Source organism: Microlunatus capsulatus (assembly GCF_017876495.1).
Classification (GTDB): Bacteria; Actinomycetota; Actinomycetes; order Propionibacteriales; family Propionibacteriaceae; genus Microlunatus; species Microlunatus capsulatus.
Window position 1 is genome coordinate 2,646,999 of the sequence record NZ_JAGIOB010000001.1, and the last position, 25,097, is coordinate 2,672,095.

Annotated in this window: 19 protein-coding genes; 14 read left to right on the forward strand and 5 right to left on the reverse strand. The window is 70.9% G+C overall.

From position 1 onward, the window contains the following. The first annotated feature begins 48 nt into the window (after nucleotides 1–48). The 5 genes from JOF54_RS12230 (at nucleotide 49) to JOF54_RS12250 (ending at nucleotide 10,412) form a co-directional block, all read left to right on the forward strand. Complete coding sequence (locus tag JOF54_RS12230) at nucleotides 49–1,824, forward strand: type I restriction-modification system subunit M (protein ID WP_210056116.1); 1,776 nt, start codon at nucleotides 49–51, stop codon at nucleotides 1,822–1,824. After that, the gene (locus JOF54_RS12235) at nucleotides 1,821–3,065 is read left to right on the forward strand and encodes a restriction endonuclease subunit S domain-containing protein (protein WP_210056118.1); all 1,245 of its coding nucleotides are present in this window, start codon (nucleotides 1,821–1,823) and stop codon (nucleotides 3,063–3,065) included. The genes JOF54_RS12230 and JOF54_RS12235 overlap by 4 nt, the downstream gene beginning before the upstream one ends. Next, nucleotides 3,062–6,040, forward strand: a complete 2,979-nt coding sequence (locus JOF54_RS12240; RefSeq protein WP_210056120.1) for a type I restriction endonuclease subunit R — start codon at nucleotides 3,062–3,064, stop codon at nucleotides 6,038–6,040. The genes JOF54_RS12235 and JOF54_RS12240 overlap by 4 nt, the downstream gene beginning before the upstream one ends. A gap of 293 nt (nucleotides 6,041–6,333) precedes the next feature. Further along, entirely contained in the window at nucleotides 6,334–7,752 is a 1,419-nt protein-coding gene (locus tag JOF54_RS12245; protein WP_210056122.1) for a hypothetical protein, read from the forward strand. After that, the gene (locus JOF54_RS12250) at nucleotides 7,749–10,412 is read left to right on the forward strand and encodes a phospholipase D-like domain-containing protein (protein WP_210056124.1); all 2,664 of its coding nucleotides are present in this window, start codon (nucleotides 7,749–7,751) and stop codon (nucleotides 10,410–10,412) included. Before JOF54_RS12245 ends, JOF54_RS12250 begins: the two co-directional genes overlap by 4 nt. A 628-nt stretch (nucleotides 10,413–11,040) precedes the next feature. On the opposite strand, the gene JOF54_RS12255 is transcribed toward JOF54_RS12250, so the two are convergent. Continuing rightward, nucleotides 11,041–12,270, reverse strand: coding sequence for an RNA polymerase sigma factor (locus tag JOF54_RS12255; protein WP_372443491.1), 1,230 nt, complete (start codon nucleotides 12,268–12,270; stop codon nucleotides 11,041–11,043). Further along, nucleotides 12,267–12,617, reverse strand: coding sequence for a YciI family protein (locus JOF54_RS12260; RefSeq protein WP_210056129.1), 351 nt, complete (start codon nucleotides 12,615–12,617; stop codon nucleotides 12,267–12,269). The genes JOF54_RS12255 and JOF54_RS12260 overlap by 4 nt, the downstream gene beginning before the upstream one ends. A gap of 758 nt (nucleotides 12,618–13,375) precedes the next feature. On the opposite strand from JOF54_RS12260, the gene JOF54_RS12265 reads away from it, so the two are divergent. Further along, a complete protein-coding gene (locus JOF54_RS12265; RefSeq protein ID WP_210056131.1) occupies nucleotides 13,376–14,854 on the forward strand; it encodes an FG-GAP and VCBS repeat-containing protein in 1,479 nt (492 codons plus the stop codon). Nucleotides 14,855–14,872: 18 nt separating this feature from the next. On the opposite strand, the gene JOF54_RS12270 is transcribed toward JOF54_RS12265, so the two are convergent. From JOF54_RS12270 to JOF54_RS12280, 3 genes are all read right to left on the reverse strand, one after another. Next, nucleotides 14,873–15,295 (reverse strand): hypothetical protein, encoded by a 423-nt coding sequence (locus JOF54_RS12270; RefSeq protein WP_210056133.1) that lies wholly within the window; start codon nucleotides 15,293–15,295, stop codon nucleotides 14,873–14,875. Then, a complete protein-coding gene (locus tag JOF54_RS12275; RefSeq protein WP_210056135.1) occupies nucleotides 15,292–16,722 on the reverse strand; it encodes a hypothetical protein in 1,431 nt (476 codons plus the stop codon). The genes JOF54_RS12270 and JOF54_RS12275 overlap by 4 nt, the downstream gene beginning before the upstream one ends. A gap of 106 nt (nucleotides 16,723–16,828) precedes the next feature. Then, nucleotides 16,829–17,353 (reverse strand): hypothetical protein, encoded by a 525-nt coding sequence (locus JOF54_RS12280; protein ID WP_210056136.1) that lies wholly within the window; start codon nucleotides 17,351–17,353, stop codon nucleotides 16,829–16,831. 145 nt (nucleotides 17,354–17,498) lie between these two features. On the opposite strand from JOF54_RS12280, the gene JOF54_RS12285 reads away from it, so the two are divergent. From JOF54_RS12285 to JOF54_RS12320, 8 genes are all read left to right on the forward strand, one after another. Next, nucleotides 17,499–18,149 carry a prepilin peptidase gene (locus JOF54_RS12285; protein ID WP_210056145.1) on the forward strand — a complete coding sequence of 217 codons (651 nt, stop codon included), beginning with the start codon at nucleotides 17,499–17,501 and terminating at the stop codon, nucleotides 18,147–18,149. Nucleotides 18,150–18,286: 137 nt separating this feature from the next. Continuing rightward, nucleotides 18,287–19,150 carry a hypothetical protein gene (locus JOF54_RS12290; RefSeq protein ID WP_210056147.1) on the forward strand — a complete coding sequence of 288 codons (864 nt, stop codon included), beginning with the start codon at nucleotides 18,287–18,289 and terminating at the stop codon, nucleotides 19,148–19,150. Continuing rightward, nucleotides 19,147–19,872 (forward strand): Flp pilus assembly protein CpaB, encoded by a 726-nt coding sequence (gene cpaB / locus JOF54_RS12295; RefSeq protein ID WP_210056149.1) that lies wholly within the window; start codon nucleotides 19,147–19,149, stop codon nucleotides 19,870–19,872. Before JOF54_RS12290 ends, cpaB begins: the two co-directional genes overlap by 4 nt. Next, the gene (locus tag JOF54_RS12300) at nucleotides 19,869–21,638 is read left to right on the forward strand and encodes a CpaE/TadZ family protein (RefSeq protein WP_210056151.1); all 1,770 of its coding nucleotides are present in this window, start codon (nucleotides 19,869–19,871) and stop codon (nucleotides 21,636–21,638) included. Before cpaB ends, JOF54_RS12300 begins: the two co-directional genes overlap by 4 nt. Beyond that, complete coding sequence (locus tag JOF54_RS12305) at nucleotides 21,635–21,958, forward strand: TadE/TadG family type IV pilus assembly protein (protein ID WP_210056153.1); 324 nt, start codon at nucleotides 21,635–21,637, stop codon at nucleotides 21,956–21,958. Before JOF54_RS12300 ends, JOF54_RS12305 begins: the two co-directional genes overlap by 4 nt. Further along, nucleotides 21,955–23,262, forward strand: coding sequence for a TadA family conjugal transfer-associated ATPase (locus JOF54_RS12310; RefSeq protein WP_210056155.1), 1,308 nt, complete (start codon nucleotides 21,955–21,957; stop codon nucleotides 23,260–23,262). Before JOF54_RS12305 ends, JOF54_RS12310 begins: the two co-directional genes overlap by 4 nt. Continuing rightward, nucleotides 23,259–24,182, forward strand: a complete 924-nt coding sequence (locus JOF54_RS21935; protein WP_210056165.1) for a type II secretion system F family protein — start codon at nucleotides 23,259–23,261, stop codon at nucleotides 24,180–24,182. The genes JOF54_RS12310 and JOF54_RS21935 overlap by 4 nt, the downstream gene beginning before the upstream one ends. Beyond that, nucleotides 24,182–25,096, forward strand: a complete 915-nt coding sequence (locus tag JOF54_RS12320) for a type II secretion system F family protein (RefSeq protein WP_210056167.1) — start codon at nucleotides 24,182–24,184, stop codon at nucleotides 25,094–25,096. The genes JOF54_RS21935 and JOF54_RS12320 overlap by 1 nt, the downstream gene beginning before the upstream one ends. Nucleotide 25,097 lies beyond the last annotated feature (1 nt).

Below are 25,097 nucleotides of genomic sequence, written 5' to 3' on the forward strand. Positions count from 1 at the left end.
GGAGCCCAGCAGGATGCAGACTCATACCTCACCGTCGAGAGGGATCAGATGACACCGGTCGGGTTCGAAAACAAGGTGGCCTTCGTTTGGAAGGTTGCTGACAAGCTGCGTGGCACCTTCAAGCAGCACGAGTACGGATCGGTCATGCTGCCCCTGCTCGTCCTGCGGCGCATGGACGCCGTGCTGGCGCCCACCAAGGAGGCCGTAGTCGCCAAGGCCGCCGGAATGGCGGCCATCGGGGAGGGTCAGGACGCCATCCTCAAGGCGGTCGCAAAGCAGCGGTTCTACAACACCTCACCCCTCACGTTCTCGTCGATGCTCAGCGACGATAAGAACCTGGTCGAGCAGCTCGCTGGCTACATCCGCCGACTCTCGACGGACGCATACGCTGTCATGGAGGCGTACAACGTCGACGACAAGATCACCCGCATGGACCGCGCCGGGATTCTCTACGCCGTACTCTCCAATTTCGCCGACCTAGATTTGCGGCCGAGTGTGGTCAGTAACGAGGCGATGGGCTACATCTTCGAGGAGCTGCTACGTAAGTTCTCAGAGATGAGCAATGAGACGGCCGGGGAACACTACACTCCGCGCGAAGTCATCACGCTCATGGTCGAGTTGCTGTTGGATGAGAAGACCTCGTCAGAGCTGACCCAGAACCCTAAGCCCGTCCGCACCGTCTACGATCCCGCGGCTGGCACCGGCGGCATGCTGATGGGGGCCCTGCATCAGATCATGGAGCGCAACCCCAACGCCGTAGTCAAGGTCTACGGCCAGGAACTCAACGATGAGACCTGGGCCATCGCGCAGTCAGACCTAATGATGCAGGATATCGAGCCAAACCAGATGGCCAATGGCAACAGCCTCACCGCCGACGCTTTCGACCGCGCCTTCGACTTCATTCTGGCCAACCCGCCCTATGGGGTCGACTGGAAGAGCTATGCCGGGCCGATCAAGGATGAGCACGCCGCCTTGGGCCACTCTGGCCGATTCGGCGCTGGGTTGCCGCGCGCATCGGATGGGTCGCTACTCTTCCTGCAGCACATGCTTTGGAAGATGAAGCCGACCGGCTCGCGAGTCGGCATCGTGCTCTCGGGCTCGCCACTGTTCTCCGGCCAAGCCGGATCAGGGGAGTCGGAGATCCGCCGATGGATCCTAGAGAACGACTGGCTTGAAGGGATCGTCGCGTTGCCGGATCAGATGTTCTACAACACCGGAATTTCGACGTACGTGTGGATCCTGACTAACAAGAAGGCGGAGGCCGACCGGGGCCGAGTGAGGTTGATTGACGGACGCGCACTCGGCACGAAGATGCGGAGGTCGCTCGGCGACAAGCGCAAGGAACTCACACCGGAGGCGATCGCCGAGATCGCTCAACTCTACGGCGGCGCTGGTGGCGAGTTCGCCAACGAGGCGCGGGTCAAGATGTTGGAACGGGAGACATTCGGTTTTCAGCGAATCACCGTCGAGCGACCGTTGGTAGACGAGAACGGTGCTCCCCGGCTGAAGAAGGGTAAGGCGCAGCCGGACGCTGGCCTCCGTGACCAGGAGAACGTACCACTGCCGGCCGGATGGTTTGACCTTGGCGAGCACGAGCGCAGCAAGGCGTTGTACGAGGCCGCGGAGCAGCACCTGACAGACGAAATCCACCCTTACGCACCCGACGCCTGGATTGATCACACGAAAACCAGGATAGGTGTCGAGATTCCCTTCAACCGACAGTTTTACGTCTACACGCCGCCGCGGCCGGTGGAGGAGATTGCCTCCGAAATCAAGGAATTGGAGGGCCAGATCCAATTGTGGATGAGCGGGGTGGAGCTGTGACGGAGATGACACGTCTGGACCGAGTAGCAACGGTCCATGCGCGGATCGGCTGGAAGGCGCTGACGGCCGACGAGTACGTCGACGATGGATTTGCTTTTCTCTCTACACCGAACATCAAGCAATCAGTAATCGATTATACGAATGTCAACTTCATCTCTGACTTTCGCTACACGGAGTCCCCGGAACTTCAATTGCAGATCGGCGACGTGCTGCTTGCGAAGGATGGCAGCACGCTGGGTATCGCAAACTGTGTGCGCCACTTGCCGAGGCCTGCAACGGTCAATGGCTCGATCGCAGTTCTTCGACCCTTCAACGTGGAATCCCGGTACCTAATGTACTGGCTACAAGCCAGCCCGATTCAGGCGCAGATTCAGCAGCTCAAGGATGGGATGGGTGTGCCGCACCTATTCCAGCAGGACATACGAAAGCTTCAGGTGCCGGAGTTGAATCGCGGCGATCAGAGGCGCATCGCGGATCTTCTCGACAACCGAATCGCTCTGATTGACCGGATCGTCGCTGCCCGCCGCGAGCAGATCGGAAAGTTGGTGCAAGCGCGAGAGGCTCATCTGCAGCAGCTGCACGACAACTTGGTCAGCCAGTACGGCGAGTGTCGTCTTGGGTACCTCCTCGTCGGCCTTGAGCAAGGATGGTCACCCCAGGCAGACTCCGTCCCAGCTGCACCGCAAGAGTGGGGAGTAATGCGTTCGGGCTGTGTGAACGGCGGACTCTTTCGGCCAGACGACAACAAACGGCTCCCAGATGGTCTTGAGCCTCGGCCCGAATACGAAATCCGATCCGGAGACTTGCTGATGTCGCGCGCGAGTGGGTCCTTAGACCTTATCGGGAGCGTTGCGGTTGTGCCAGGCGGCACGCGTTCCCGGCTACTGCTATGTGACAAGATCTATCGAATCGCACCCGCAGAGGGTTGGGATGCCAGGTATCTCGCGCACATAATGCGCACCCGGAGGAGTCGTGAGGGGATCCGGCTTGGAGTTAGTGGAGCCGAAGGAATGGCTAATAACCTGCCCTCCGGTGTCGTTCGTGATTTGCGCATTCCTTTGGTCCCCAGTGTGCGGCAGCCGGAGATCATTGACCGCGCTGAAGCAATTCACAAGAGGGAAGCCGTGGTAACGGCCGGACTCACCCGATCGATAAGATTGCTAATCGAGTACAGATCTTCTCTAATAACGGCCGCCGTGACCGGCGCGACCGATATGCAGCAAGACAGGATCCTGACATGAGCGTGCATCTGGAGTCAGCGTTTGAGGCCAACATCGAAGCGCATCTGATCACGCATGGCTGGTACCAAATCAACCCTGCGACCTACGACAAGGGGCTGGGCCTATTCGGCGACGAGGTGGTGACCTACGTCGCGGCGAGCCAACCAAAAGCCTGGCAACAACTGATCAACCGACACGGCGGGGAGGGGATGGCGCGGCAGAGGTTTGTGAAGGTCGTTGCCGACGCCATCAACCACCGAGGGCCGATCAGCGTTCTGCGTGGGACTGTAAAGGACTCGGGCGTGACCGTGCGGATGTGTTGGTCGAAGCCCGCGAACAGCCTGACTCCCGAACTGCAGGAGCGATACGACGCAAACCGGTGCGGCGTCGTGCGTCAACTCCACCACTCGGAGTCCAACCCAGCCGACTCACTCGACCTGACGCTCGTGGTGAACGGCATCCCGGTGGCTACGGCCGAGCTGAAGAACCCGCTCACGCACCAGACCATCGAGCATGCCATGGCCCAGTACCGCACGAACCGCAACCCGCACGACCTTATCTTCGACAAGCGGGCGCTGGTGCATTTCGCCGTCGACCCTCACCGCGTCGCAATGACCACTCGCCTGGCTGGGGACCAGACCCGCTTCCTGCCCTTCAACACCGGCTCTGCGGGCCCGGGCAAGCCGGGAGCGGCGGGCAATCCACCTTCCACCCCCTCGGCCACTGAGTCATATGAGACGGCATACCTCTGGGAGCAGGTGTGGCAGCGCGACGCCTGGCTTGATCTGCTCGCGGCATTTGTGCACGTCGAGAACGGAAACGTCCTGTTCCCGCGCTTCCACCAGTGGCACGCGGTGCGCTCGATCCTCGCCGCCACCCAGGTCGACGGAGCCGGCGTCGACCGGCTGGTCCAGCATTCAGCCGGATCAGGCAAGTCCAACACCATCGCCTGGACGGCTCACTCACTGTCACGGCTGCACGGTGACGACGACCACCCGATTTTCGACAAGGTGGTGGTGATCACCGACCGTCGCGTGCTGGACCGCCAGCTGCAGCAGACCGTCGCCGGTCTTGACCACACGCCCGGCACCATCGTGCGGATCGACCAGCACTCCAACCAGCTGCGGGAAGCCTTGGAGGGCAACGCGGCGCGGGTGATCATCACGACTCTGCAGAAGTTCCCGGTCATCGCCGAGAGCGCCAACGCCGTCGTGGGCCGCCGCTTCGCCGTCATCGTGGACGAGGCGCACTCCTCGACGAGCGGCGACGCCGTGCAGAAGCTGAAGAAGGTGCTTGGTGGCGGGCTCGAGGACGCTGAGGAGGGCGAGGCGGAGGCCGAGGCGGCGGAGCTGCAGGTCGACGATGTCCTGCTGGCCAGCGCGAAGGCGCGCGGTAAGCAGCAGAACTTGTCGTTCTTCGCCTTCACGGCGACTCCGAAGCCGAAGACGCTCGACACCTTCGGCATGCTCGGCGAAGACGGGCACCGGCACCCCTTCCACACGTACTCGATGCGGCAGGCGATCGACGAGGGCTTCATCCTCGACGTGCTGGCCAATTACACGACGTACTCCACCTACTACAAGCTCGCCCACGCCCACCCACGGAACGACCCGGAGATGCAGGCGTCGAAGGCCAAGGCGGCGTTGGCGCGGTTCGTCTCCTTGCACCCTTACCAGCTTGAGCAGAAGGCCGAGGTGATCGTCGAGCACTTCCGGCAGAAAACGGCGGGCAAGATCGATGGCGGCGCGAAGGCGATGGTTGTGACTCGGTCCCGGCTGCACGCGGTGCGCACCAAGCAGGCGCTCGACGCCTACATCAAGCGCAAAGGCTACGACGCAGGAGCGCAGCCGCTGCGGACGCTCGTCGCGTTCTCCGGCAGTGTCAAGGACCCCGACTCACCGGAGGATGAGTTCACTGAGCCGGGCATGAACGGCTTCCCTGAGAGCCAGCTGCCTCAGCGGTTCCGGGAGGACGGATACCAGGTGCTTGTGGTGGCGGAGAAGTACCAGACCGGCTTCGACGAGCCCCTGCTGCACACGATGTACGTCGACAAGAAGCTGGCCGGAGTCAAGGCGGTCCAGACCCTCTCGCGGCTCAACCGCACCCGACCTGGCAAGGTGGACACCTTCGTCCTCGACTTCGCCAACAGCGCGGAGGAGATTCAACACTCTTTTGAGCCGTTCTACGAGGAGACCTTGGCTGCGCCTACGGATCCGAATGTGCTCTACACGATGGAGCACGATCTGAAGGCCGCTCAGGTGCTGGCGCCCGCCGAGATGGACGCGGCGGTCGCTGCACTCCTTTCGGGCGACCCGGCGCAGCAGTCGCTGCTCTACGGAAACCTGAGCCCTGCCGTTGGCCGATTCACGCTGCTTGACGAGGACCAGCAGGAGGAGTTCCGCGCCACACTGCAAAGCTTCACTCGCGCGTACGCCTTCGTCGCTCAGGTGATGCCCTGGACCGACGCCGAGCTGGAGAAGCTGTATCTCTACGGCAAGGCACTGCTCACCGAGCTTCCTACCGGTGACAACGACCCGATGCCGCAGCTCAGCAAGTCGGTTCAGCTGACCCATCTCCGGATTGCCGTCAGCTCCGACTCTTCCATCGAGCTCAGTGGAGACGACGAGCCCGGAGTTGCGCTCCCCGGGCAGGGGAAGGGCAAGCAGGCCGAGCCCGTGCTCGACAAGCTCTCGGCCCTGATCGCCGTGATGAATGACAAGTTCGGTACCGGTCTCGACGACGGCGACCGGGTGTGGGTAGACCAGCAATGGGTGGTGGTCAAGACCGACGACGACATGCGCACCGTCGCCCAAAATAACGACCGCAGCCAGTACGAGCTGGTGCTGACCGAGAAGATCAAGCAACTGCTGGTAGACCGGCAGGACAAGAACGGCCAGCTTTTCGACCTCTTCTTCGCCAACCCTGACTTCCAGGACATGATGCTTGAGTACCTCGGTGGGACCTACGACGAGTTCAGGCGGGAGATGGCGGTCTAACTTGCGTGCCCCAAAGGGCGGCTGACGCCTGAACGTAGCCGCGAGATGCGCCGGGGCTACGCCACGTCCGGCGTGGACAGATTGGGCGCCCGTCGATGCCAGGCTCTCCCGAACTGGCTCCATCAGAACCGGCCGGTGCAGCAGGATTGGCAGACACGGGGAGCCAGAGTCCTCACGCTGCCCCCGCGCCCGCTAGCGTCAAGTGGGTGAGCGTCGCGCCTGGGGCACCGTTGTGGTCAGGACCCGGCCCGAATGCTCTGGGCGGTCGGTACCCGGGCCGGTATCCGTTAGCGGTGGAGTCGTTCGCGTTGGCGGCGGTGGCGGAGCTGCTGCCTGGGGCGACGACGGTCACCCCGCACGCCCGGTACTTCGCGTTGCATGCTCTGGTCGGCGTCGAGGGTGATGAGCAGGATCTTGGCGTCGAGGAACGGCTGGCGCTGCTGCGGCGGTGCGAGGTGGTGGTTGGCGCAGCCGCCACCATGCACGCCCGGTTACGTCCGGAGCTGCATGAGGGGTTGGCGGCGGCTCACGGTGCGGACGTGATCGCCCCGCAACTGGTCGAGGGTGGGACGGTCGATGTATCAGGGCTGGCCGAGCCCGGCCAGTACGCCGCATCGGCTCGAGGCTTCCTGGGCCCCTACTTGGCCAGTGAACGCACCCTCGGGTTAGTCGTCGATGTCGGCTCGGCGGTCGGCGCCGGCCCGCGCGCTCGGCGCCGTCTGCTGCGGGACGCGTTTCCCGACCTCCTCAGTCTGGCCGGCCGGGACAGTGTGGCGGTGGCTGAGTTGCAGGATCGGCCCGAGTGGTGCGTGTGCGGGGTCTCCGCGGCGGAGCGGGACTGGCTGCGCAGCGTCTTCGTGGCGCCGGAGATGCCGGCTGTGAGCGACGAGCGACGGTCGCAGACACTGCGCCTGCTGGCCCGGCTGGTCGAGCTGCACACGCCAAGGCAACTGACGGTCCAAGCCGCGGAGAAGTTGGTTAGCGACCGTGCAACGTACACCGACTCCGTTGTGGCTGGCCTCGAGGTGGCGGCGGCGTGGCGAGGAGTCATCTTGCGCTCCTGGTACGTGGAGGCCTGGCGGTCCCTGTGGGCGTGGACGATCAACTCGATGCCGGCGGCGGTGCCGGCCGGTCAGCTCGGCGACCGCCTCGCCGACACCCTCACCGAGCACCTGACCGCCCCACGGCTGGGTGCGCTGATCGAGGCCCTGCCCGACGGGGTCGGCGCCGACGGGCAGCCGACGGCAGCGGACCGGGAGCCGCCGATCACCGATCTACCGCGCGGCTGCCGCGAGCTGGCTCAGCTCATCATCGGCGCACGCCGCGCCGGCCGGCTGCCGCAGCGGGTCGCCGACTACTTCGAGGACCCACTCGCGGAGCGACGGAACCGTCAGCTCACCCCGACCGCCTTCGCGGACTGGTTGGATCAGCGCCGCGATCAGTCGTCCGCGGACGTGGCGCGCGAGCTCACCGCCATGCTGCTGCACCGCTCCCAGCGGGTGGCGCTGTCCAAGGGCCGATTCCACACCGACGGCTGGAAGATCCCCACCCGCCTGGCCAGCATCGACGGCCGGCTCGTCACCGACTCCCTCGAGCCGGGCGGTGGGATCTCACTGCGCTGGGAGACCGCCGCGCAGGTGATGATCGGACTCGGCATCACCTGCTGGTCCGACACCAAGAACCGCTGGACTCTCACCGACGGCGCACCATGACCGTCGGCGCGACCGACAGCAGAGCGCCGGCGACGATGAACCTCGCCCAGCTCCTCCATACGGTCGCGGCCGGCGACGCGTGGCCGCTTGAGGAGGCGCTGTTCCTCACGTTCGGGTTCGATTCCGGCTTCTTCGAACGCGGGATCCTGGGCCGCTGCCGCGCCGCCGGCGCGGTGGTCACCGTCATCGCCGACGGTACGGTGTGGGCGCCGGACCCGATTGCGCTGAGGTCGGCTGGGCAGGAGTACCTCCTCGGTCTTGCCGCGACACCACGGGCGTTCCACCCGAAGCTGATGCTGCTTCAAGGCGGTGACGGCGCCCTGGCCGCGATCGGCTCCGGCAACCTCACCACCAGCGGCTGGCAGTACAACACCGAGTTGTGGCGCTGCCTGGAGGCAACAGCGGCGGGCGCCCCCACCCAGCCGCTGCTCGAGCTCGCAGAGTGGCTAGACCAGCTCACCACCACCGCCACCTTGGCCGGCCCGCATCGCGACGCGGTCCACAGGTCTACCGACCGACTCCTTGCCCTGCTGACCCGTGTCCCTGAGCAGTCCAGCACCGTACGGGTGCTACCCCTCGACCGACCTGTCATCGAAGGACTCCCTCAGGGACCCGTCGACGAGCTCCTCCTCGCGGCCCCGTTCATTGACCCGGCCGCCGACGCCATCCACGCCCTGCTAAAGCGCCTACAGCCCCGCCAGGCCACGATCGTGCTGCAGGAGCACCGGGGCGTGTTCGACCCCGCCACCCTCACCTCGGTGCTGGCCGCCGCGACGGGGTCAGTGACCGTTATCGCTGACCGCTCCACCCGTTACCGGCACGCCAAACTCATCGAGTGGCGCACCGGCACCCAACGGTGGGCGCTCACGGGCAGCGCGAACCTCACCGGCAGCGCCCTGCTGCGCCCACCCGGGCGGGGCGGCAACATCGAGTTGACAGTCCTCGAGGAGCTCACCAAACCGGTGTGGCCACCAACAGCTGGCGCCCGAGACCGTGACCGCGAGGTCGTCACCCTGGCCGACCTCCCGGCCCCCGCCGAACCGCACAAACCGACCGCGACGGCGACACCGGCGGGCCTTCCGCTGCTGCTCAGTGTCGTCTGGGAGGGCCGTGACCTCGACCTCGAGCTCAGCAAAGCCTGTCCCCCCGAGGTCGAGGTGCAGTCGCGGAACCATCCCATCGACGGCGAATGGCGCAGCCTCGGCGCCATCCCCGTCGGCGTGCGACGCCACCACCTCCCCGGGGTCGGCGTCGACGACGTCGCCCACCTCCGACTCAGCACCAGTGGCGTGGACCTGGTCGTCGGGCAGCCCGTCCCGGTCACCAACCTGCCCCGCGCCACCCAGCCTCCGCTGCTCGGCCCCGGCCAGCGCCGCCGCATCAGCACCGCCGAGGACCTGCTCGGCGACGACCTCGGCTACCTAGCCGCCTTCGCCGACCAACTCACCGCTCTCGCCAACGAACGCCGCCGCGCCTCCCCCGCCACTACCCGGAGCGCGACCGCCGTCACCGAACGGGTCACCGACCCCGACGACACCCAAGGCGTCGAAGCGCTGTGGCGGTGGGAGAAGGCCGCCCGCGGCCTGCACGGACCCGCGCTCACCGGTTTCGCGCTCGGCCTCCCACCTGCCGCCCCTGGCGATGCCTGGGAGGACTTTGACACCCCTGTCGGCGAGCTCGCCACCGACAGCGCGATCACCAGCACCCTCAGCGAGACGATCAGCGACGACACCGACAACGAGCCGGTCGACCACCGCCACCAGCAGCCCGCCATGCGCCGCGCCCGCCGCCACTGGGTCCACGGCTACGCCGACCTCGCCCACCGCGAGAACCGCAACCGGCTCCGCACCCCCAACCCGGCGTCGCACTCACAACTGTCGACCCTGTCCTGGCTCGCCGTCACCCGTCTCGCCCTGGTCTTCTCCTGCGCCGGCAACTGGCCCGACGACGACGAGACCCCCGCCCAGCACCTCGCCGAGCTCCTCACCACCCTGTTGGCCGGAGCGTCCGCCGAGGACCACCTCGACGAAGCCGTGGCACTCGCCGCGGTGGCCGTCGCAGTCGTCCGCCAACGCGCCGGCACCAGCGCCACCGGGCCTGTCGCCGTCGCCGCGCGCCGAGTCGAAGCCGCAGCCCAGCCCGTCTTGACCCAACACCAGCCGACACCAGCGCTGCTAGCCGAGTACTGCCGCTGCCTGCGCACGCCCGCCGGCCTGCCGCTCGCCCCCGAGACCGTCGACGGCCAGCTCGACGCCTGGCTGCACCATCCCCTGCACCGCGCCATCCAGCTCGCCCAGACCCGCGGCTGGGACTGCGTCGAGGCCTCGTCCCAGCTGCTGCAGGTCACCGGCACCATCAGCGACCCCATCACCGCCGCCCTGGCGCTGCTCGCCGGATCAACCGGGCCGCTCGCCATCGACGCCCGCTCCGCCACCCGGCCGCTGCGCGGCATCACCATCTGGGCGTCACCGGACCTGTACACGATCCGGCTCCAGCCCAAACCCCTCTGGGAGCACTACACCCACCCCAACATCGAGGCCATCCAGACCAGCTGGAGCAACGGCGAACGCAGCCGCTACCGCCAAGCTCACGGCCCCACCCAGCAACCGATCACCGCAGCGCTCCAGTGGCTCGACACCCTCGGCATCGACTTGGTTTAGCAGGGCAAGCGGAGGGCGGCGCTGGGCGGATGCTCAAATCCGAGAGGCATTTCGTGCCTGCCGTCGATACAGTCGCTTATCCAGGCCGGCCTTGCCCAGCACGGATGCTCGTACTGCGCCCCGCTGAGTGGTCCTCCAGCTGTCGAACCGGTGGAATGAAGACCTCGACAAACCCGTACTCGCACCGTCCGGCCTAACCGGTAGGCGCCCCCTCGCTGCTCGATGCGCCGGCGGCCCGCCGAGTCACAGGATAAGTTCGCCTGCCAGCCGGGGCTGCGGCCGACCTAGGCGGACCCAGTCTCACTTCTAGTCTCGTTCAGCACCGTTCGCCCTCGTTCAGCATCCGTCCTCTGGGTTGGTGTGCCCGCCCCACCGGACGCCGCTGTACCCGACCGGCATGTGGTCAGCAGATCTCGAAAGCGCGTGAGGGTAAAACCTCCGAGAGTTCAAATCTCTCCGCCACCGCCAGCTCGGCCAGATGCCGGCGCAGCCCCTGGGGCGGCGCCGGCGTTCTGCTCCCTGGTCTCGGTTCCCCGCCTCCGTGCGATCCCTGGACCGAGCCGCCTGACGTCGGCGGCCCGTCGCCGGCCGGCACGCGGGGCCGGTGGCCCGGGGGCTGACGCGCCGATCACGCGATCACGTCGCCCGTGCTCAGCCCGTGGTGGAGGACGAGGTTGGCGTCCAGACCGAGGGCCGTCTCGCGGGCCTTCTCGGCATCCTCGTGACGTCCCAGTCTGGCCAGCAGCAGGGATCGCGTCGCGTGCCACCAGGCGTAGTGCGGCAGGTCGGGGATCCCGTCCACCTCGGCGAGCCCGGCCGCCGGACCGCAGAGCTCCGCGACGGCTACAGCGCGGTTGAGTCGGACGACCGGCGTGTCGCTGACCGTCAGCAGGACGTCGTACCACGAGACGATCGCTGACCAGGGCACCGTGGCGTAGCTGGGGGCAAGCACGTGGCAGGCGGCGATGGCCGCCTGGACGACGTAGGGGTCGGGACGGTCGGGCGTCCGGCTCAGCCCGTGGCCCAGCAGCTCGACGCCGACGCGGATCTTGTCCTGGTCCCACGTGCTCCGGTCCTGGTCGGCGAGCAGCACCGGATCTCCGTGACCGTCCAGCCTGGCCTCGCGCCGGCAGTCGTGCAGCAGCATCAACGCGAGCACGCCGGACACCGAGGGCTCGTCGGGCATCAGCTCGTGGAGCAACCACGCCAGCCGCGTGGCTTCGTCGACCAGGTTCGTCCGGATGGCCGTGTCGCCTGCGGAGGCCACGTACCCCTCGTTGAACAGCAGGTAGACGACCGAGACCACGCCGCGCACGCGGTCGGGGAGCTCGGCCGCCGGCGGGACCCGGTAGGGGATCCGTGCCTGCTTGATCTTCTGCTTGGCGCGAGTCAGCCTCTTCAGCATCGTCGCCTCTGGCACGAGCAGGGCGTGCGCCACCTCGGCGGTGCTCAGACCGCACAGGGTCCGCAGCGCCAGTGCGACCTGCGCCTCCGTCGACAGGGCTGGGTGGCAGCAGGTGAAGATCAGACGCAGCAGGTCGTCCGGGACGTCGGAGTCCGGTGGTTCGGCTCGGAAGAGGTTCTGCACCCGGATCGCCTCCTCCTCCTTGCCGCCCCGGGCGGCTTCCCGGCGCACCAGGTCGAGGGCCCGTCTCCGGGCCGCGACCGTCAGCCAGGCCCGCGGCGCGTTCGGTATCCCCTCGGCCTCCCACGCGGTCAGAGCACGGAGGGAGGCATCCTGCACGGCGTCCTCGGCGAGCTGGACGTCGTGGGTCATACGAGCCAGCGTGGCGACCACCCGGGCGCCCGCTTCTCGAACGGTTCGGGCGACGGCAGCCCGGGTGGTCGTCGACGTCACTGGCCGAACTGGAGCACCGGTCGCACCTCGACGGCGCCGTCCCAGGCAGCAGGGATCTGCGCCGCCAGCTTGAGCGCCGCGTCCAGGTCGTCCGCCTCGAGCAGGTAGAAGCCGGTGAGCGCCTCCTTGGTCTCGGCGTAGGGGCCGTCGCTCGTCACCATGTCGCCCCCCTTGCCCCCCTTCACCCGGACCGTGGTCGCGGTGCTCGTGGGGTAGAGCGCGGCGCCTCCACGGAGCGCGGCCGCCGCCGCCGCACCGAACTCGTTGTACTCGGCCATCTCGGCCGCGTACTGCGGCTCGGACCAGTCGACATCGCGGCTGTAGATGAGTGTTGCGTACTGAGCCATCATCGTTCCTCTCCGATGGGTGGGGCCCTCACGGTCCCGCCTCACCCTAGGGACGATCGAGATCGCCCGAGAAGGACATCTGACTCCGGGATTTCCTGCATGACGCCACCCGGAGACCCCGACGGCGCCGACCAACTGGCTCACCCCGCAGAGCGCCCCGAAGAGACCCAGCCGCTGGACGAACCCGGGGCTGCCCGCGAGGCGGAACTCGGTCTTCAGGGACGCCTCGACCTGGGACTTGGCCGCGGGTGCTGATCAGGGCTGCCGCCACGTCGGTCAGCACGGACGGGTCCCCCTCGGTGCCCACCGCGGCGGCCACGGGGCCCGGTGGTTCGCCCGTTCTTCCACGAGGACCAGACCCGCTAGGCCGCGAACGGCAGGATCGGGGGAACAGCCGCACCACCACGTCCAGCGTCAGCGCCAGCGCCACCCGGGCCGACTCTGCCGCGGTGTCGTCGACGGAGCCGTGGGCCCGCTCCTTCACCCAGCTCCCGGTAGTCGTCGCAGAACGACCGAGGAACCGCTCGGTGACCTTCAAGGCCCCGGTGTCGTCGGAGGGCTCGCACGCGTGGGCACCGGCTTCACGACTGCGGGCTCCGCCTGACGGCGGGTCTCCCTGCAGCGTGTGAGCGGATCACCTTCGTGTCACCGCTCCGACGCAGCGTCCGATCGGTGCGGGATGGCAGATCTAGTAGTTGGCACCCCCTCCCGGGAGGAGGATGTTGGAGGCTGAGCGCCGAGGCGGGAGGTCCGGGTTGATGAGAACCGTGCGCGTTCTAGCCGCGGGCACTGCGTGTCTCGCGTTGTCGCTGACCTTGCTCGCACCGCTTGCTGAGGCGGTGCCAGTGGTGCGGCCCTTCGACTTCGACCGGAACGGTCATCCGGATCTGGTGGTCGGCGCCCCGGTGATGAGGGTCGGCACGGCGGGCGATGCCGGCGGAGTGGTGGTGTACGGGGCCACCAGCAGAGGACTGTCGACGCGGGGACGCGCTCTGACCCAGTCGACCCGCGGCATCCCGGGTGTCGCGGAGCGGGGGGACGCCTTCGGTGCCTCCGTGGCCAGTGCGGACTTCGACCACGACGGTTACGCCGACCTGGCGATCGGAGCCCCTGACGAGGGGGTCGGTGCGGTGCCGGGGGCTGGTGCCGTCACGGTCGTGTACGGCTCGAGGACGGGCTTGGACCCGCGTCGATCCGATGCGTTCTCCGCACCGGGCGGCGCTGCTACGGCCGCGCGGTGGGGGGAGTCCCTGGTGGCTGCCGACCTCGATCTCGACGGCTATCCCGACCTGGTCGTGGGTACCCCCGGAGAAGGTTCCTCGCGAGGTCTCGGGACAGGTGCCGTGCAGGTCCTGCTGGGCGGTGCGCACGGGGTGACGACCGCGGGCACCACGTTGCTGCGTGGGTTCGACGCCGGCCAGGACGACGGATACGACATGGGGTTCGGAGGCCTGCTGGCGGTGGGCGATCTCGACGGGGACGGAGACGGGGATCTGCTGGTGGGTTCGAAGGGCTCGAACCGCGAGGGCAACACCTACCCCGGATCGATCAGCGTCTGCCAGGTGGAGCGAGGTGGACCCGGCGGGTGCCCACGTCTCACCCACGAGCTCGACCACGGCCTGTCCTCGCTCGCCGTGGGCAACGTCATGCGCGGTCCGCGTGCGGAGGTCGTGGTGGGCTCGGGGGGCGGCGACATCGACAACCCGAGCGATGGCCAGGTGACGGTGCTCGAGCTCGCTGGCGAGGCGGAGCTGACCGTGGCCAGGACCAGCGTCATCGACCAGACCTCGCCAGGTGTCCCTGGCATCAGTGACAGCATGGACGGGTTCGGTGTCTGCGTCGTCGTGGGCCGGCTGGACCGGGACAGCTACTCGGATCTGGTGGTCGGCGTGCCCGGCAAGCGTTCGGAGCGTGGCGGCGTCGTCGTGGTTCGTGGCGGCGCCAGCGGTTGGCAGACGACGGGCAATCGCCGCTACGACCAGGACACGGTGGGCATCCCGGGAAAGGCAGAACCGCGGGACTTCTTCGGCGGTGGCCTCGCTCTTCTGGACCACGACGGTGACGGGAGCCTGGACCTCACCATCGGCGCCTTCGGCGAGAACCACCAGGCTGGCGCGGTCACGGTCCTGCGCGGTTCACCCCGCGGGATCACCGTCCGAGGAGCACGCACAGTGGGCACGGACTCCTTCGGCTACCGGTACAGGAGAGCCTTTTTCGGCGCGCGGCTGTCCTGCTGATCACCTCGAGCGTGGTCGTCACGGCCGCGACCGCAGCCGCCACAGCGCCCCGGCGGTGGCGGTCTGGACGACCACCACCGCCAGCGCGCCCAGCGCCGAGCCGAGGACCGGGGGCGCGGCCGAGGTGGCCGGCAGGGCGAGCGCGGCGAGCACCGTCAGCAGCAGCACCGAGGCCGAGCCCAGGGCGGCCTGCGCGGCGAGCGCGCGGCGCAGCCCCGCGCCGGCCGGCTCGACCAGCAGCCCGGCCGCGGCCCCGCCGACCAGCCCCGTGACGACGGGGACCAGCGCCGTCAGCCCGGGCGGTCCGGGCAGCAGGCCGGAGACGCCCAGCAACCCGCCGGCCAGCAGCACCCCGAGCACCTGGGCCGGCGGCAGCACGAGGAAGAGCCGCAGGAGCAGCGCCCGCAGCCCGCCGTCCGGGGTGAGGACGGCGGTGCTCACCCCGCCTCGCAGGCGGGGAAGTCGACCGGCGGCCGGATGCCGTCGGCGCCGGGCACGTCGAGGTAGGTCGCGTCGACCGCCGTCGAGTCGGTCGTCTCCAGGCTGAGGTCGATGCCGAAGGCGAGGCCCAGCTTCACCTCGGCGGCGAAGCCGGTCTTGTCGCTGACGTTGTCGTACTGGACGTTGCTCACCGTCGCGTTCGTGTACATGAGGTTCTGGAAGGCGTCGCCCGGCACCATCCGGTCGGGGAAGAAGGTCTGCGGGGAGACGGCGGCCTCGGGGTCGGCCTGCGCGGCCAGCCAGGCGTCGACGAGGTCGCGCTGGTCCTGGGTGGTGACGTCGAGGGTGGTCGTCGTCACGGTCACGTCGCTCGCGGAGCTGGAGTCGGAGGCGTTGCCGCCCAGGTTCCCCTGTCCCGAGTTGAGGGTCCCGGTGGCCTTGCCCTCGCGGGTGGTGACGAGGCTGACCCGGGTGATCTGGCCGTCCTCGTCGCGGGTGATGGCCATGCTGGAGCCGAGCACCCCCTTGAGCTCGCCCGCCGCGGGTCCGACCTGGCCGCTGACCTGGCCGTAGACCTCGCCGCCGGTGACGTAGGTGGTGGCGCCGCTGTCGGCGTCGGTGATGAGCGTCCAGCGGCCGGTGCCACCGAACTTGAGGCCGGCCTGGGCCAGCGTCAGGGCCGGGCCCTCGGTGCTGCCCGGGTCGAAGGGCAAGCTGAGCCCGACGGATCCGCTGACGTCGGCGTTCACCTCGAAGGTCGAGACCTGCAGGGTGGGCGCGTCGGGCGGGTCGGTGCCGCCGGTGATGGCCAGGTAGATCGCGTAGCCGCCGGAGCTGTCGTGCTTCAGCGTCTCCTGCTCCACCAGGTACTGGTCGAGCTGCTCGCGCATCTCCTCGGCCTCGTCGGCGTCCTCGAAGACCCAGGTGCTGCCGTAGTCGACGGTGACGCCGGCCCCGAAGTCGACCTTGGCCCCGCGCTGCACCTTGCCGATGTCCAGCCGGCCGCCGAAGCCGCCGGTGACGCCCAGCGAGGCGCCGTCGGTGGCGGTGTAGGTGACCGTGCCGTCGCTGTAGGTGGTCTCGACGAAGCCGGCGTTCTCCCCGAAGCTGATGAACGCGATCTTGATCTGCGCGTTCACCTTCTCCGAGGTCTCGTTCACCTTGCAGCGCGCCGGCTCGGGGTCGAAGGACGGGTCGACCACCGGCGGCGGGACCTCGGTCGCGGGCGCGCAGCCCGACGCGTCGCCGTCGACGGCGGAGCGGACGACGCAGATCGCGCGGGCGGCGATCCCCGGCACGCTGCTGCCGACGAGGGCCAGCAGGAGCGCGGCGACGAGCAGGGCGGCCAGGCCGTAGGCGGCGGCGACCTCCAGCGTGGCGGCGCCGCGGGCCGGCCGACCGGTGAGCCGTGCACCGCGCTGCCGCATGGGGTCCCCTCGTCGTCGTGCCGGGCCGTGCGGTCCGGTGGCTCGACGCTAGGGGCGGCCGGGGTCGGTGTCGTGGGCCCGCGGGCCCAACGGCGGGCCCGGCCGGCTAGCCGTCCGCGTCGAGGACGAGGGACTCCAGCACGCGGCGCTCCAGCTCCGGGTCGGGCTGCGGGGTGAGGAAGGAGACGGCGACCGACTGCGGGGAGGGCCAGCGGGCGGCCACCACCCAGGTGCCGGTCAGCTGCGAGCCGCCGTTGTCGGTGAAGGTGTAGCGGGTCAGCCGGCCGGTGGTGGCGCCCTCGATCTCGACGTCGCGGCTCTCGACGACGGTGAACCCGCGCAGCCCCACCTGGGCCTGCCCGACGAGGGTGCCCATGCCCTGGGCCGCGCTCGTGTGGTCGCCGAAGTCGCCGGACACCTGGAGCTGCTCGACGGCACCCTCGCCGGGGGTGAAGCCGGCGGTCCACGGTGCCTCGACGGGCACCGGCGCCGACCACGCCGTCGGCCGGTCGACGCGCAGCCGGCCGTCCTCCACCTCGGTCCAGGCGCCGCTGCCGTCGTCGGCGCAGCCGGCCAGGCCGCAGAGCAGCAGGACGGCGAGCGCCGCGCCGGTCCGTCGGGTCGCGCGCATGGGGCCTCCCTGTCGTGGTGCCGGGCGGGGACCGGCGCCGGGGTACAGTCGCGCCGCCTCCGCCACGGGGTCGGGAGACCCGACTCTAGGTCGTCGCGGGGGCAGACCGGTCCCGCGCGTGGCGACCGGCGGGAGGGAGCCAGCCGTGGCGTGGGTCTGGGTGGGCGTGACCGGGCTGCTCGGCGTGCTCGCCGCCGGCTGGCTGCACCGCGGCCACCACCGCCGCCCCGACGACGAGCACCACCGCAGCGTCCCGCCCTGGGCGGTGCCGCTGGTGGCCGTGGTCGGCGCCGTCGCCGCGGGCCCGTTCCTGGCCGACCAGCCGCCCGTCGTGCTCGCCACGCTCACGCTCGCCCTGGTCTGGGCCGTGCTGCTGGCCGCCGTCGACCTCGAGGTGCGCCGGCTCCCGGACCGGCTCGTGCTGCCCGCCTACCCCGTCGCCGCCCTCCTGCTGACCGCCTGCGCGGTGGTCACCGGCGAGCCGGCCGCCCTGCTCCGCGCGCTCACCTGCGCGGGCGCGGGCGTCGCGGCGTTCCTGCTCGCCGCCCTGCTGAGCCCCGGCGGGGAGGGCCTCGGCCTGGGCGACGTGAAGCTGGCCGGCGTCCTCGGCGGCCTGCTCGGCTGGTGGGGCTGGTCGGACGCGCTGGTGGGCCTGCTCAGCGGCTTCGTGCTGGGCGGTCTCGCCGCGCTGGTGCTGCTGCTGGCCCGCCGGGTGGACCGCGGCGGCGCCCTCGCGTTCGGCCCGGCCATGCTGCTCGGCGCCTACCTCTGCACGGTGCTGGCCCCGCTGGCCTGAGCCCTACCCCGGCCGTCCGGACGCCCCGGGCGGTGACCCCGGCCGCCCGTAGGTTCACGCCGCAGCCGGGCCGCAGGGGCCCGCACCAGCGTGCCGGTCCCGTCGCGGGCCGGCGGACCCGTGGGGGACTTGTGCTGATGATCACCGTGGCCGGGGCGTCCGGCCTGGACCCCGTCGTCGGCCTCCCGGAGGGCGTCCCGAGCGCCCTCCTCGCCGCCGTCGGGGACCGCCATCGCGGGCCCGTCCTCGTGCTGAGCCCGCGGCACGCGGCCCGCGGGGCCCGCGAGCAGGCGCACGTCCTGGTCGCCGCCCGGCCTGACCTCCGCGTCGGGGTCCTCGTCCTCGACCACCACGCGCTGACGCTGCTGCTGGCCGGTCGGCTGGCGGCCGGCCCGGCCGCCGCCGACGACCCCGGCCGCGCCGTCGCCCTGGTCCGCTCCGTGGCCGCCCGCTCCCGCAGCCTCGTCTGGTACCCGCGGGCCGGCGGCCGCGCCGGGGCGTGGGACGGCACCCCGCAGCCCGTGCCGGCCGGCGCCCGGCTGCGCTCGCTCCTCGGCCGGCCCGGCTACCTCGCCGAGGTCGGCGCCGCCGGCCTGCTGCCCGCGCGGCTGGGCCTCGGCCCCGACGCCGGGGCCGCCGGTGCGGCGGTGCTGCACAGCGCTGGACCGCTGCCCGACGCCCTCGCCCGCCACCTCGACGGCCGGGCCGGCACCGCCGTCGACGCCGGCCCCGCGCCCGGCTGCCCCTACGCGAGCCCCGGCTCCGTCGAGCTGACCCTGCTGGTCGCCCCGACCGGGCCGGTCCTGCCCGGGCCCGCCTGCCCGGTCTGCGGCGCGGGCACGGGCGCCGCGGGCTGCGTCTTCTGCGGCACCGCCGCCGTCCCCGCGGCGCTGCCGCCGGTCGCGCCGGCCCCGCCGGCCCCCGCCCCGCCCGCTCCGCCGGTCCCCGCGACCGGGCCCGCTCCCGCCCGTCCCCTCGTCCCCGCAGGAGGATCCGCATGAACCCCCGCCAACGCCGCGGCGTGATGTTGATGGTGCTGTCCGCGCTGGCCGCCGTCCTCGTCTTCGTCGGGGTCTCCAGCTACGTCGCCGACGTCAACGCCCAGGTCGGCCCGATGGTCACCGTCTACCGCGTCACCCAGGACCTGCCCGCCTTCACCACGCTGTCCAGCGAGAACACCGAGCCCGCCGAGGTGCCCGAGCGCTGGGCGTCGGCCGGCACGGTGCTGCGCAGCTCCGACGTCGACGGCCGGGTGACGGCCACGCCGCTGGCCGCCGGCTCCCCCGTCAGCCTCGACGGGCTGGTGCCGCCCAGCGACCTCGACCCGACCGAGCGCGAGGTCGCCGTCAACGTCGACGCCGTGACCGGGCTGGCCGGGCGGGTCCGCCCCGGCGACCGGGTCGACGTCTACGCCGTGTTCACCGACGTCCCCGGCCTGACCAAGCAGGCCCGGATCCTCGTCGAGAACGTCCGCGTCGTCTCCGTCGCCGGCCAGCAGCAGGTCCAGTCGCCCGACGCCAAGAGCCTGCAGAACGTCATCCCCGTCACCCTCGCGCTGCAGCCCGACGCGGCGCTCGGCGTGACGTACGCCAACACCCTCGCCCAGGAGGTCCGGCTCGTCGGGCTGCCGCCGGGCGTGGCCCAGGACCGCAGCGAGGAGGACGACACCTTCGACGCGCGCAAGCTCGGCGGCAAGGCCGTCCCCGAGGAGGGAACCCGATGAACCGCGCCGTGATCGCCGTCGCCGACCAGGTGGTGGTGCAGGAGCTGCGCTCCCTGCTGGACCAGAGCGACATCGACGTCGAGGTGGCCTTCGTGGCCGAGTCGACGTCGGAGATGGTCGCGGCGGTGCTCACCCACCGGCCCGCGCTGCTCTTCGTGCACGACCGGCTGGGCCCGGGCTCGGTGGCCCCGACGGTCCGCGACCTGACGCTGCGCAACCCGGCGCTCGCCGTCGTCGTGGTGAGCACGGCCGGCTCGGCCGACACCTACAGCCAGGCCCTCGACGCCGGCGCCCGCGCCGTGCTGGCCGCGCCGTTCGGGCTCGAGGAGCTCAACCACCGGCTGGCCGCGCTGCTGGAGTGGAGCTCGACGCTGCGCTCGGCGCTGTCCGACCACCCCGAGCCCGGGGGCGCGGGCAGCAGCCGCGGCGCCCGGGTGGTGGCCGTCGCCGGCGCGAAGGGCGGGGTGGGCGCCACCGTCATCGCCTCCCACCTGGCCTGGGACACCGCGACGACCGAGCCCGGCATGCGGGTCTGCCTCGTCGACCTCGACGTGGAGAAGGGCGACGTGCCCAGCTACCTCGACGTCAGCCACCGGGTCTCGGTGGCCGACCTGGCCAAGATCAGCGAGGACCTCGCCTCCCGCGCCGTCGCCGACACCGTCGTGGTGCACACCAGCGGCCTGCACCTGCTGCTGGCCCCGACCGAGATCCGCGACACCGAGTTCGTCAGCCCCGAGGCCGTCCGCCGGATCCTCGCCCAGCTGCGCACGCTCTACCACCTCGTCGTGGTCGACACCGGCTCGGCGGTCACCACGACGCAGGCCGCAGCGGTCGAGTCGGCCGACGTCACGCTCCAGGTCGTGACCGCCGACGTGCCCGCCCTGCGCGCCGCCCGCCGGCAGGTGACGGCCTGGGAGTCCCTCGGCGTCGCCGACGCCGCCGCGGTCCGGGTGGTCGTCAACCGCTTCGTCCGGCGCAGCGAGATCCAGCAGGACACCATCGACCAGCTGGCCCTGGGGCTGCGCTCCCAGGTGCTGATCCCCGACCTCGAGCGCGGCCTGGAGCGCGCCGGCAACGCCCGGATGCCGTCGGAGGTCCGCAACGCCGTCTGGTGGCGGAGCCTGCGGGCCGTCGGCGCGGAGCTGCAGGTGCGCCGGGCCTTCGACGACGCCGTCGCCGTCTCCCGGCGGGCCGGCGGCGCCGACGACGAGGTGGCCCTCCGGGCGGCCCCGGGCGGTGGGCGGGGTGCGGGGAAGAAGGAGAGGGGTGCCGGGAAGCGGGCCCTTCGACAGGCTCAGGGCGCGGGAGGTCAGGCTCGGGGAGCGGGAGGTCAGGCTCAGGGCGCGGGGGGTTCGGCTCAGGCCCTTCGACGAGCTCAGGGCGCGGGAGGTCAGGCTCAGGGAGCGGAGGACCGGGCTCGGCGGCGGCTGCCGGCCGACGCCGGGCAGGTGGTGGTGGAGAACGTCGCCCTCATCCCCGTCGCCCTCGTCGTGCTGGCCGTCTGCCTGCAGTTCGTCCTGCTCGGGGTCTCCTTCGTCTGGTCCGGGGTGGCGGCCGGTGCGGCGGCGCGGGCCGTCGCGGTGGGCACCAGCCCCGACGCCGCCGCGCGGGACGCCGTGCCCGCGGGGCTGCGGTCCGACCTCCGCGTCGCGGCCGGCGGGGACCGGGTGGCCGTCACCGTCCGCTCGCCGATGCTGCTCGGCTCCGGCGTCACCCGTGACGTCGCCGTCGTCGTCGACCACACCGTTGTCCGGGAGCCCCGGTGAGACGCCGTGACGCCGGCTCGGCCAGCATCGAGACCGTCGCGCTGGTGCCGGTCGTGCTCGTCGTGCTCGTGCTGGCGCTCCAGGTGCTCGTGATGGCCTACACCGCGCACGCCGCCGACCAGGCCGCCCGCGACGCGGCCCGGGCCTACTCCCTCGACGCCTCCGCGACCCAGGCCGCCGCGGCCAGCGTGCCCGGAGCCGTCCGGGTCGTCGACGTCGTCACCTTCGGCCCCGACCACGGCGCCCGGGTGACGGTCGAGGCGCCGCCGATGCTGTTCCTGGCCGACCGCCGGGTCAGCCGGACGGTGGTGTTCCCGTGAGGCGCGACTTCAGCCACTTCGCCCGCCCGCAGAGCCGCGACGCCAGCGAGAGCGAGGCCGACGACGCCCAGGTCCGCCGGTTCAAGCAGATCCTCCTCGACGAGGTCGACCTGCAGGAGCTGTCCAAGCTGGCGCCGGAGGAGCGGCGGGCCCGGCTCGAGCGGGTGCTGGCGCACCTCATCTCCCGCGAGGGCGTCATCCTCTCCAGCCGCGAGCGCGCGACCCTGGTCCGCCGGGTCGTCGACGAGGCCGTCGGGCTCGGCGTGCTGGAGCCGCTGCTGGCCGACGACAGCATCTCCGAGATCATGATCAACGGGCACGAGACCGTCTACGTGGAGCGGTTCGGCCGCTTGGAGCGGATCCCCAGCGGGTTCACCTCCCAGGCCCAGCTGCTGCAGACCGTCGACCGGATCGTCTCCGCGGTCAACCGCCGCGTCGACGAGTCCAGCCCGATGGTCGACGCCCGGCTGCCTGCCGACGCCCGGCTGCCGCGCGGCGCCCGGGTCAACGTCGTGCTGCCGCCGCTGGCCCTGGACGGCCCGTCGGTCACCATCCGGCTGTTCCCCAAGGCCTACGGGCTGGCCGAGCTGCTGCAGCGCGGCACCCTCGACGGCCCCAGCGCCGAGCTGCTGGCCACCTGCGTCCGCGGCCGGCTGAACGTCATCGTCTCCGGCGGCACCGCCTCGGGGAAGACGACGCTGCTCAACGCGCTGTCGCAGTTCGTGCCGGCCCGCGAGCGGATCGTCACCGTCGAGGACGCGGCCGAGCTCTCGCTGGCCCAGGAGCACGTCATCCGGCTGGAGACCCGGCCGCCGAACGTCGAGGGCCGCGGCGACGTGACCATCCGCGACCTGGTCCGCAACGCGCTCCGGATGCGGCCCGACCGGATCATCGTCGGCGAGGTCCGCGGCGGGGAGTCCCTGGACATGCTGCAGGCGATGAACACCGGGCACGACGGCTCGCTGGCCACCGTGCACGCCAACACCGCCGACGACGCGCTCTCCCGGATCGAGACGCTGGCGACGATGAGCGACGTCGAGATCCCGTTCGCGGCCATCCGCGACCAGGTGAACAACGCCATCGACGTCGTCGTCCAGCTGTCCCGGCACGCCGACGGCACCCGGCGGATCACCCAGATCGCCTACGTGGTCTCGGCCCGCCGGGAGGACTACCGGCTGCACACGCTCGCCGAGTTCGACCCGTCGACGCGGCAGTTCGTCCGGCACCCGGCGCCCGCCAAGCTGGTCCGGGCGCTGGCCGCCGCGGGCGAGGAGCTGCCGGCCGGCTGGGAGGTGGCCCCGTGACCCTCGTCCTCGTCGGGCTGACCCTCTTCGTCGTCCTGCTCGTCGCCGGCATCAGCCAGCTGGCGCTGCACGCCGCCGACCACCGGCAGGTGGTGGCCGGCACCCTCGCGGGCACCGTCACCGCCGAGCCGACGGCCTCGCCGCTGCGCCGGCTGGCCCGCCGCTTCGACCGCACCCGGCTGGGTCGCGCCCTGCAGCGCGACCTCGTGCTGGCCGGGGTCACCTACCCGCCCGCCTCGGTGTTCGCCGTGCTCGTGCTGGCCACCGCGACCATCCCCTACGTGCTGGCCCGGCTGCTGGCGCCGGCGTTCGGCCTCGTCGGCCTGCTCGGCGGCTACGTCCTGCTGCGTGCGTGGCTGCGCCGGGCCCGGGAGCGCCGGCGGGAGAAGTTCGTCACCCAGATCCCCGAGCTGGCCCGGATCCTCTCCAACGCCACCGGCGCGGGGCTCAGCATCGCCACCGCCTGGGCGGTCGCGGAGAAGGAGATGGCCGAGCCCGCCCGCACCGAGATCCAGCGGCTCAACGCCGCCGTCCGGTTCGGCTCGTCACTGGAGGCCGCCATGCTCCAGCTGCTGGACCGGCTGCCGGCCCGCGAGGTCCGGGTGCTGATGTCCACCCTCGTGGTCAGCGCCCGCTCCGGCGGCTCGCTGGTCGGGGCGCTGCGCGACATCTCGCTGACCCTCGACGACCGCAAGGAGGTGCGCCGGGAGATCCGGACGACGCTGGCCCAGGCCCGCGCCACCAGCACGCTGGTCATCGCCATGGGCGTCGGCATCCTGCTGATGCTCAACGTCGTCCAGCCCGGCACCGTGCAGAAGATGACCGAGGAGCTCGTCGGCCAGGTGGCGCTGGTGGTGGCCTGCGGGCTGTTCGCCACCGGCTACCTCGTCGTCGCCCGGATGACCCGGACGGAGCGGTAGTGATCACCTTCTCCACGCTGTGGCCCGCGCTGGGCCTGACGGGCGCCCTGCTCACCTTCGGCCTGGGCTACCGGATGATGCGCAGCAGCGCCTCGACCTACCTCGACGCGGCAGACCTCGTGCTGCTCCGCGAGGAGCGGCGCCGCGAGGCCGCCGGTCGGCTGTCCCCGCTGGACCGGCTGGCGGGCCGGCTGGTGCCGCGGCTCCGCCGGCTGCTGGGCCCGACGGGCGTCGGCTACCTGCAGCGCCAGATCGACCACGCCGGCCGACCGGCCGGGGTCAGCGTCGACGGCCTGCTCCGCAAGATCTGCTGGTGGTCCCTGCTGCTGGCGCCCGTGGCGGTGCTCTTCGCCGTCCAGGGCCAGGTGGTCGGGCTGGTGCTCATCCCCGTGGTCGCGCTGCTGCTGCCGCTGATGCGGGTGGCCGGCCAGGCCCGGCGGCGCCGCGACAGCATCGACCGCGACCTGCCGGACTTCCTCGACATCCTCTCGGTCACCGTCAGCGCCGGCATCTCGTTCCGCTCGGCGCTGGCCCGGGTCACCGACCGGTTCAGCGGGGCGATCTCCGACGAGGTCCGGCTGACGCTGGACCAGCTCGCGCACGGGGCCAGCACCCGGGTCGCCTTCTCCGCCATGGAGCGGCGCAGCGGCTCCAGCGCCATGCACAGCTTCGTCACCGCCTTCCTGCAGGCCGAGGAGCTGGGCGCCCCGCTGGGCGTCACGCTCACCCAGATCGCCGTCGACATGCGCCGCGAGAGCGCCCAGGCCGCCCGCCGCCGCGCCGCGCAGACGGCACCGCGGGTCACGCTGGTCACCTCGCTCGTGCTGGTGCCGGCCGCGCTGCTGCTGGTCCTCGTCGGGCTGGTGCTGGGGGCCGACATCGACCTGTCCGCGATCTCGGACGCCTTCTCGTGAG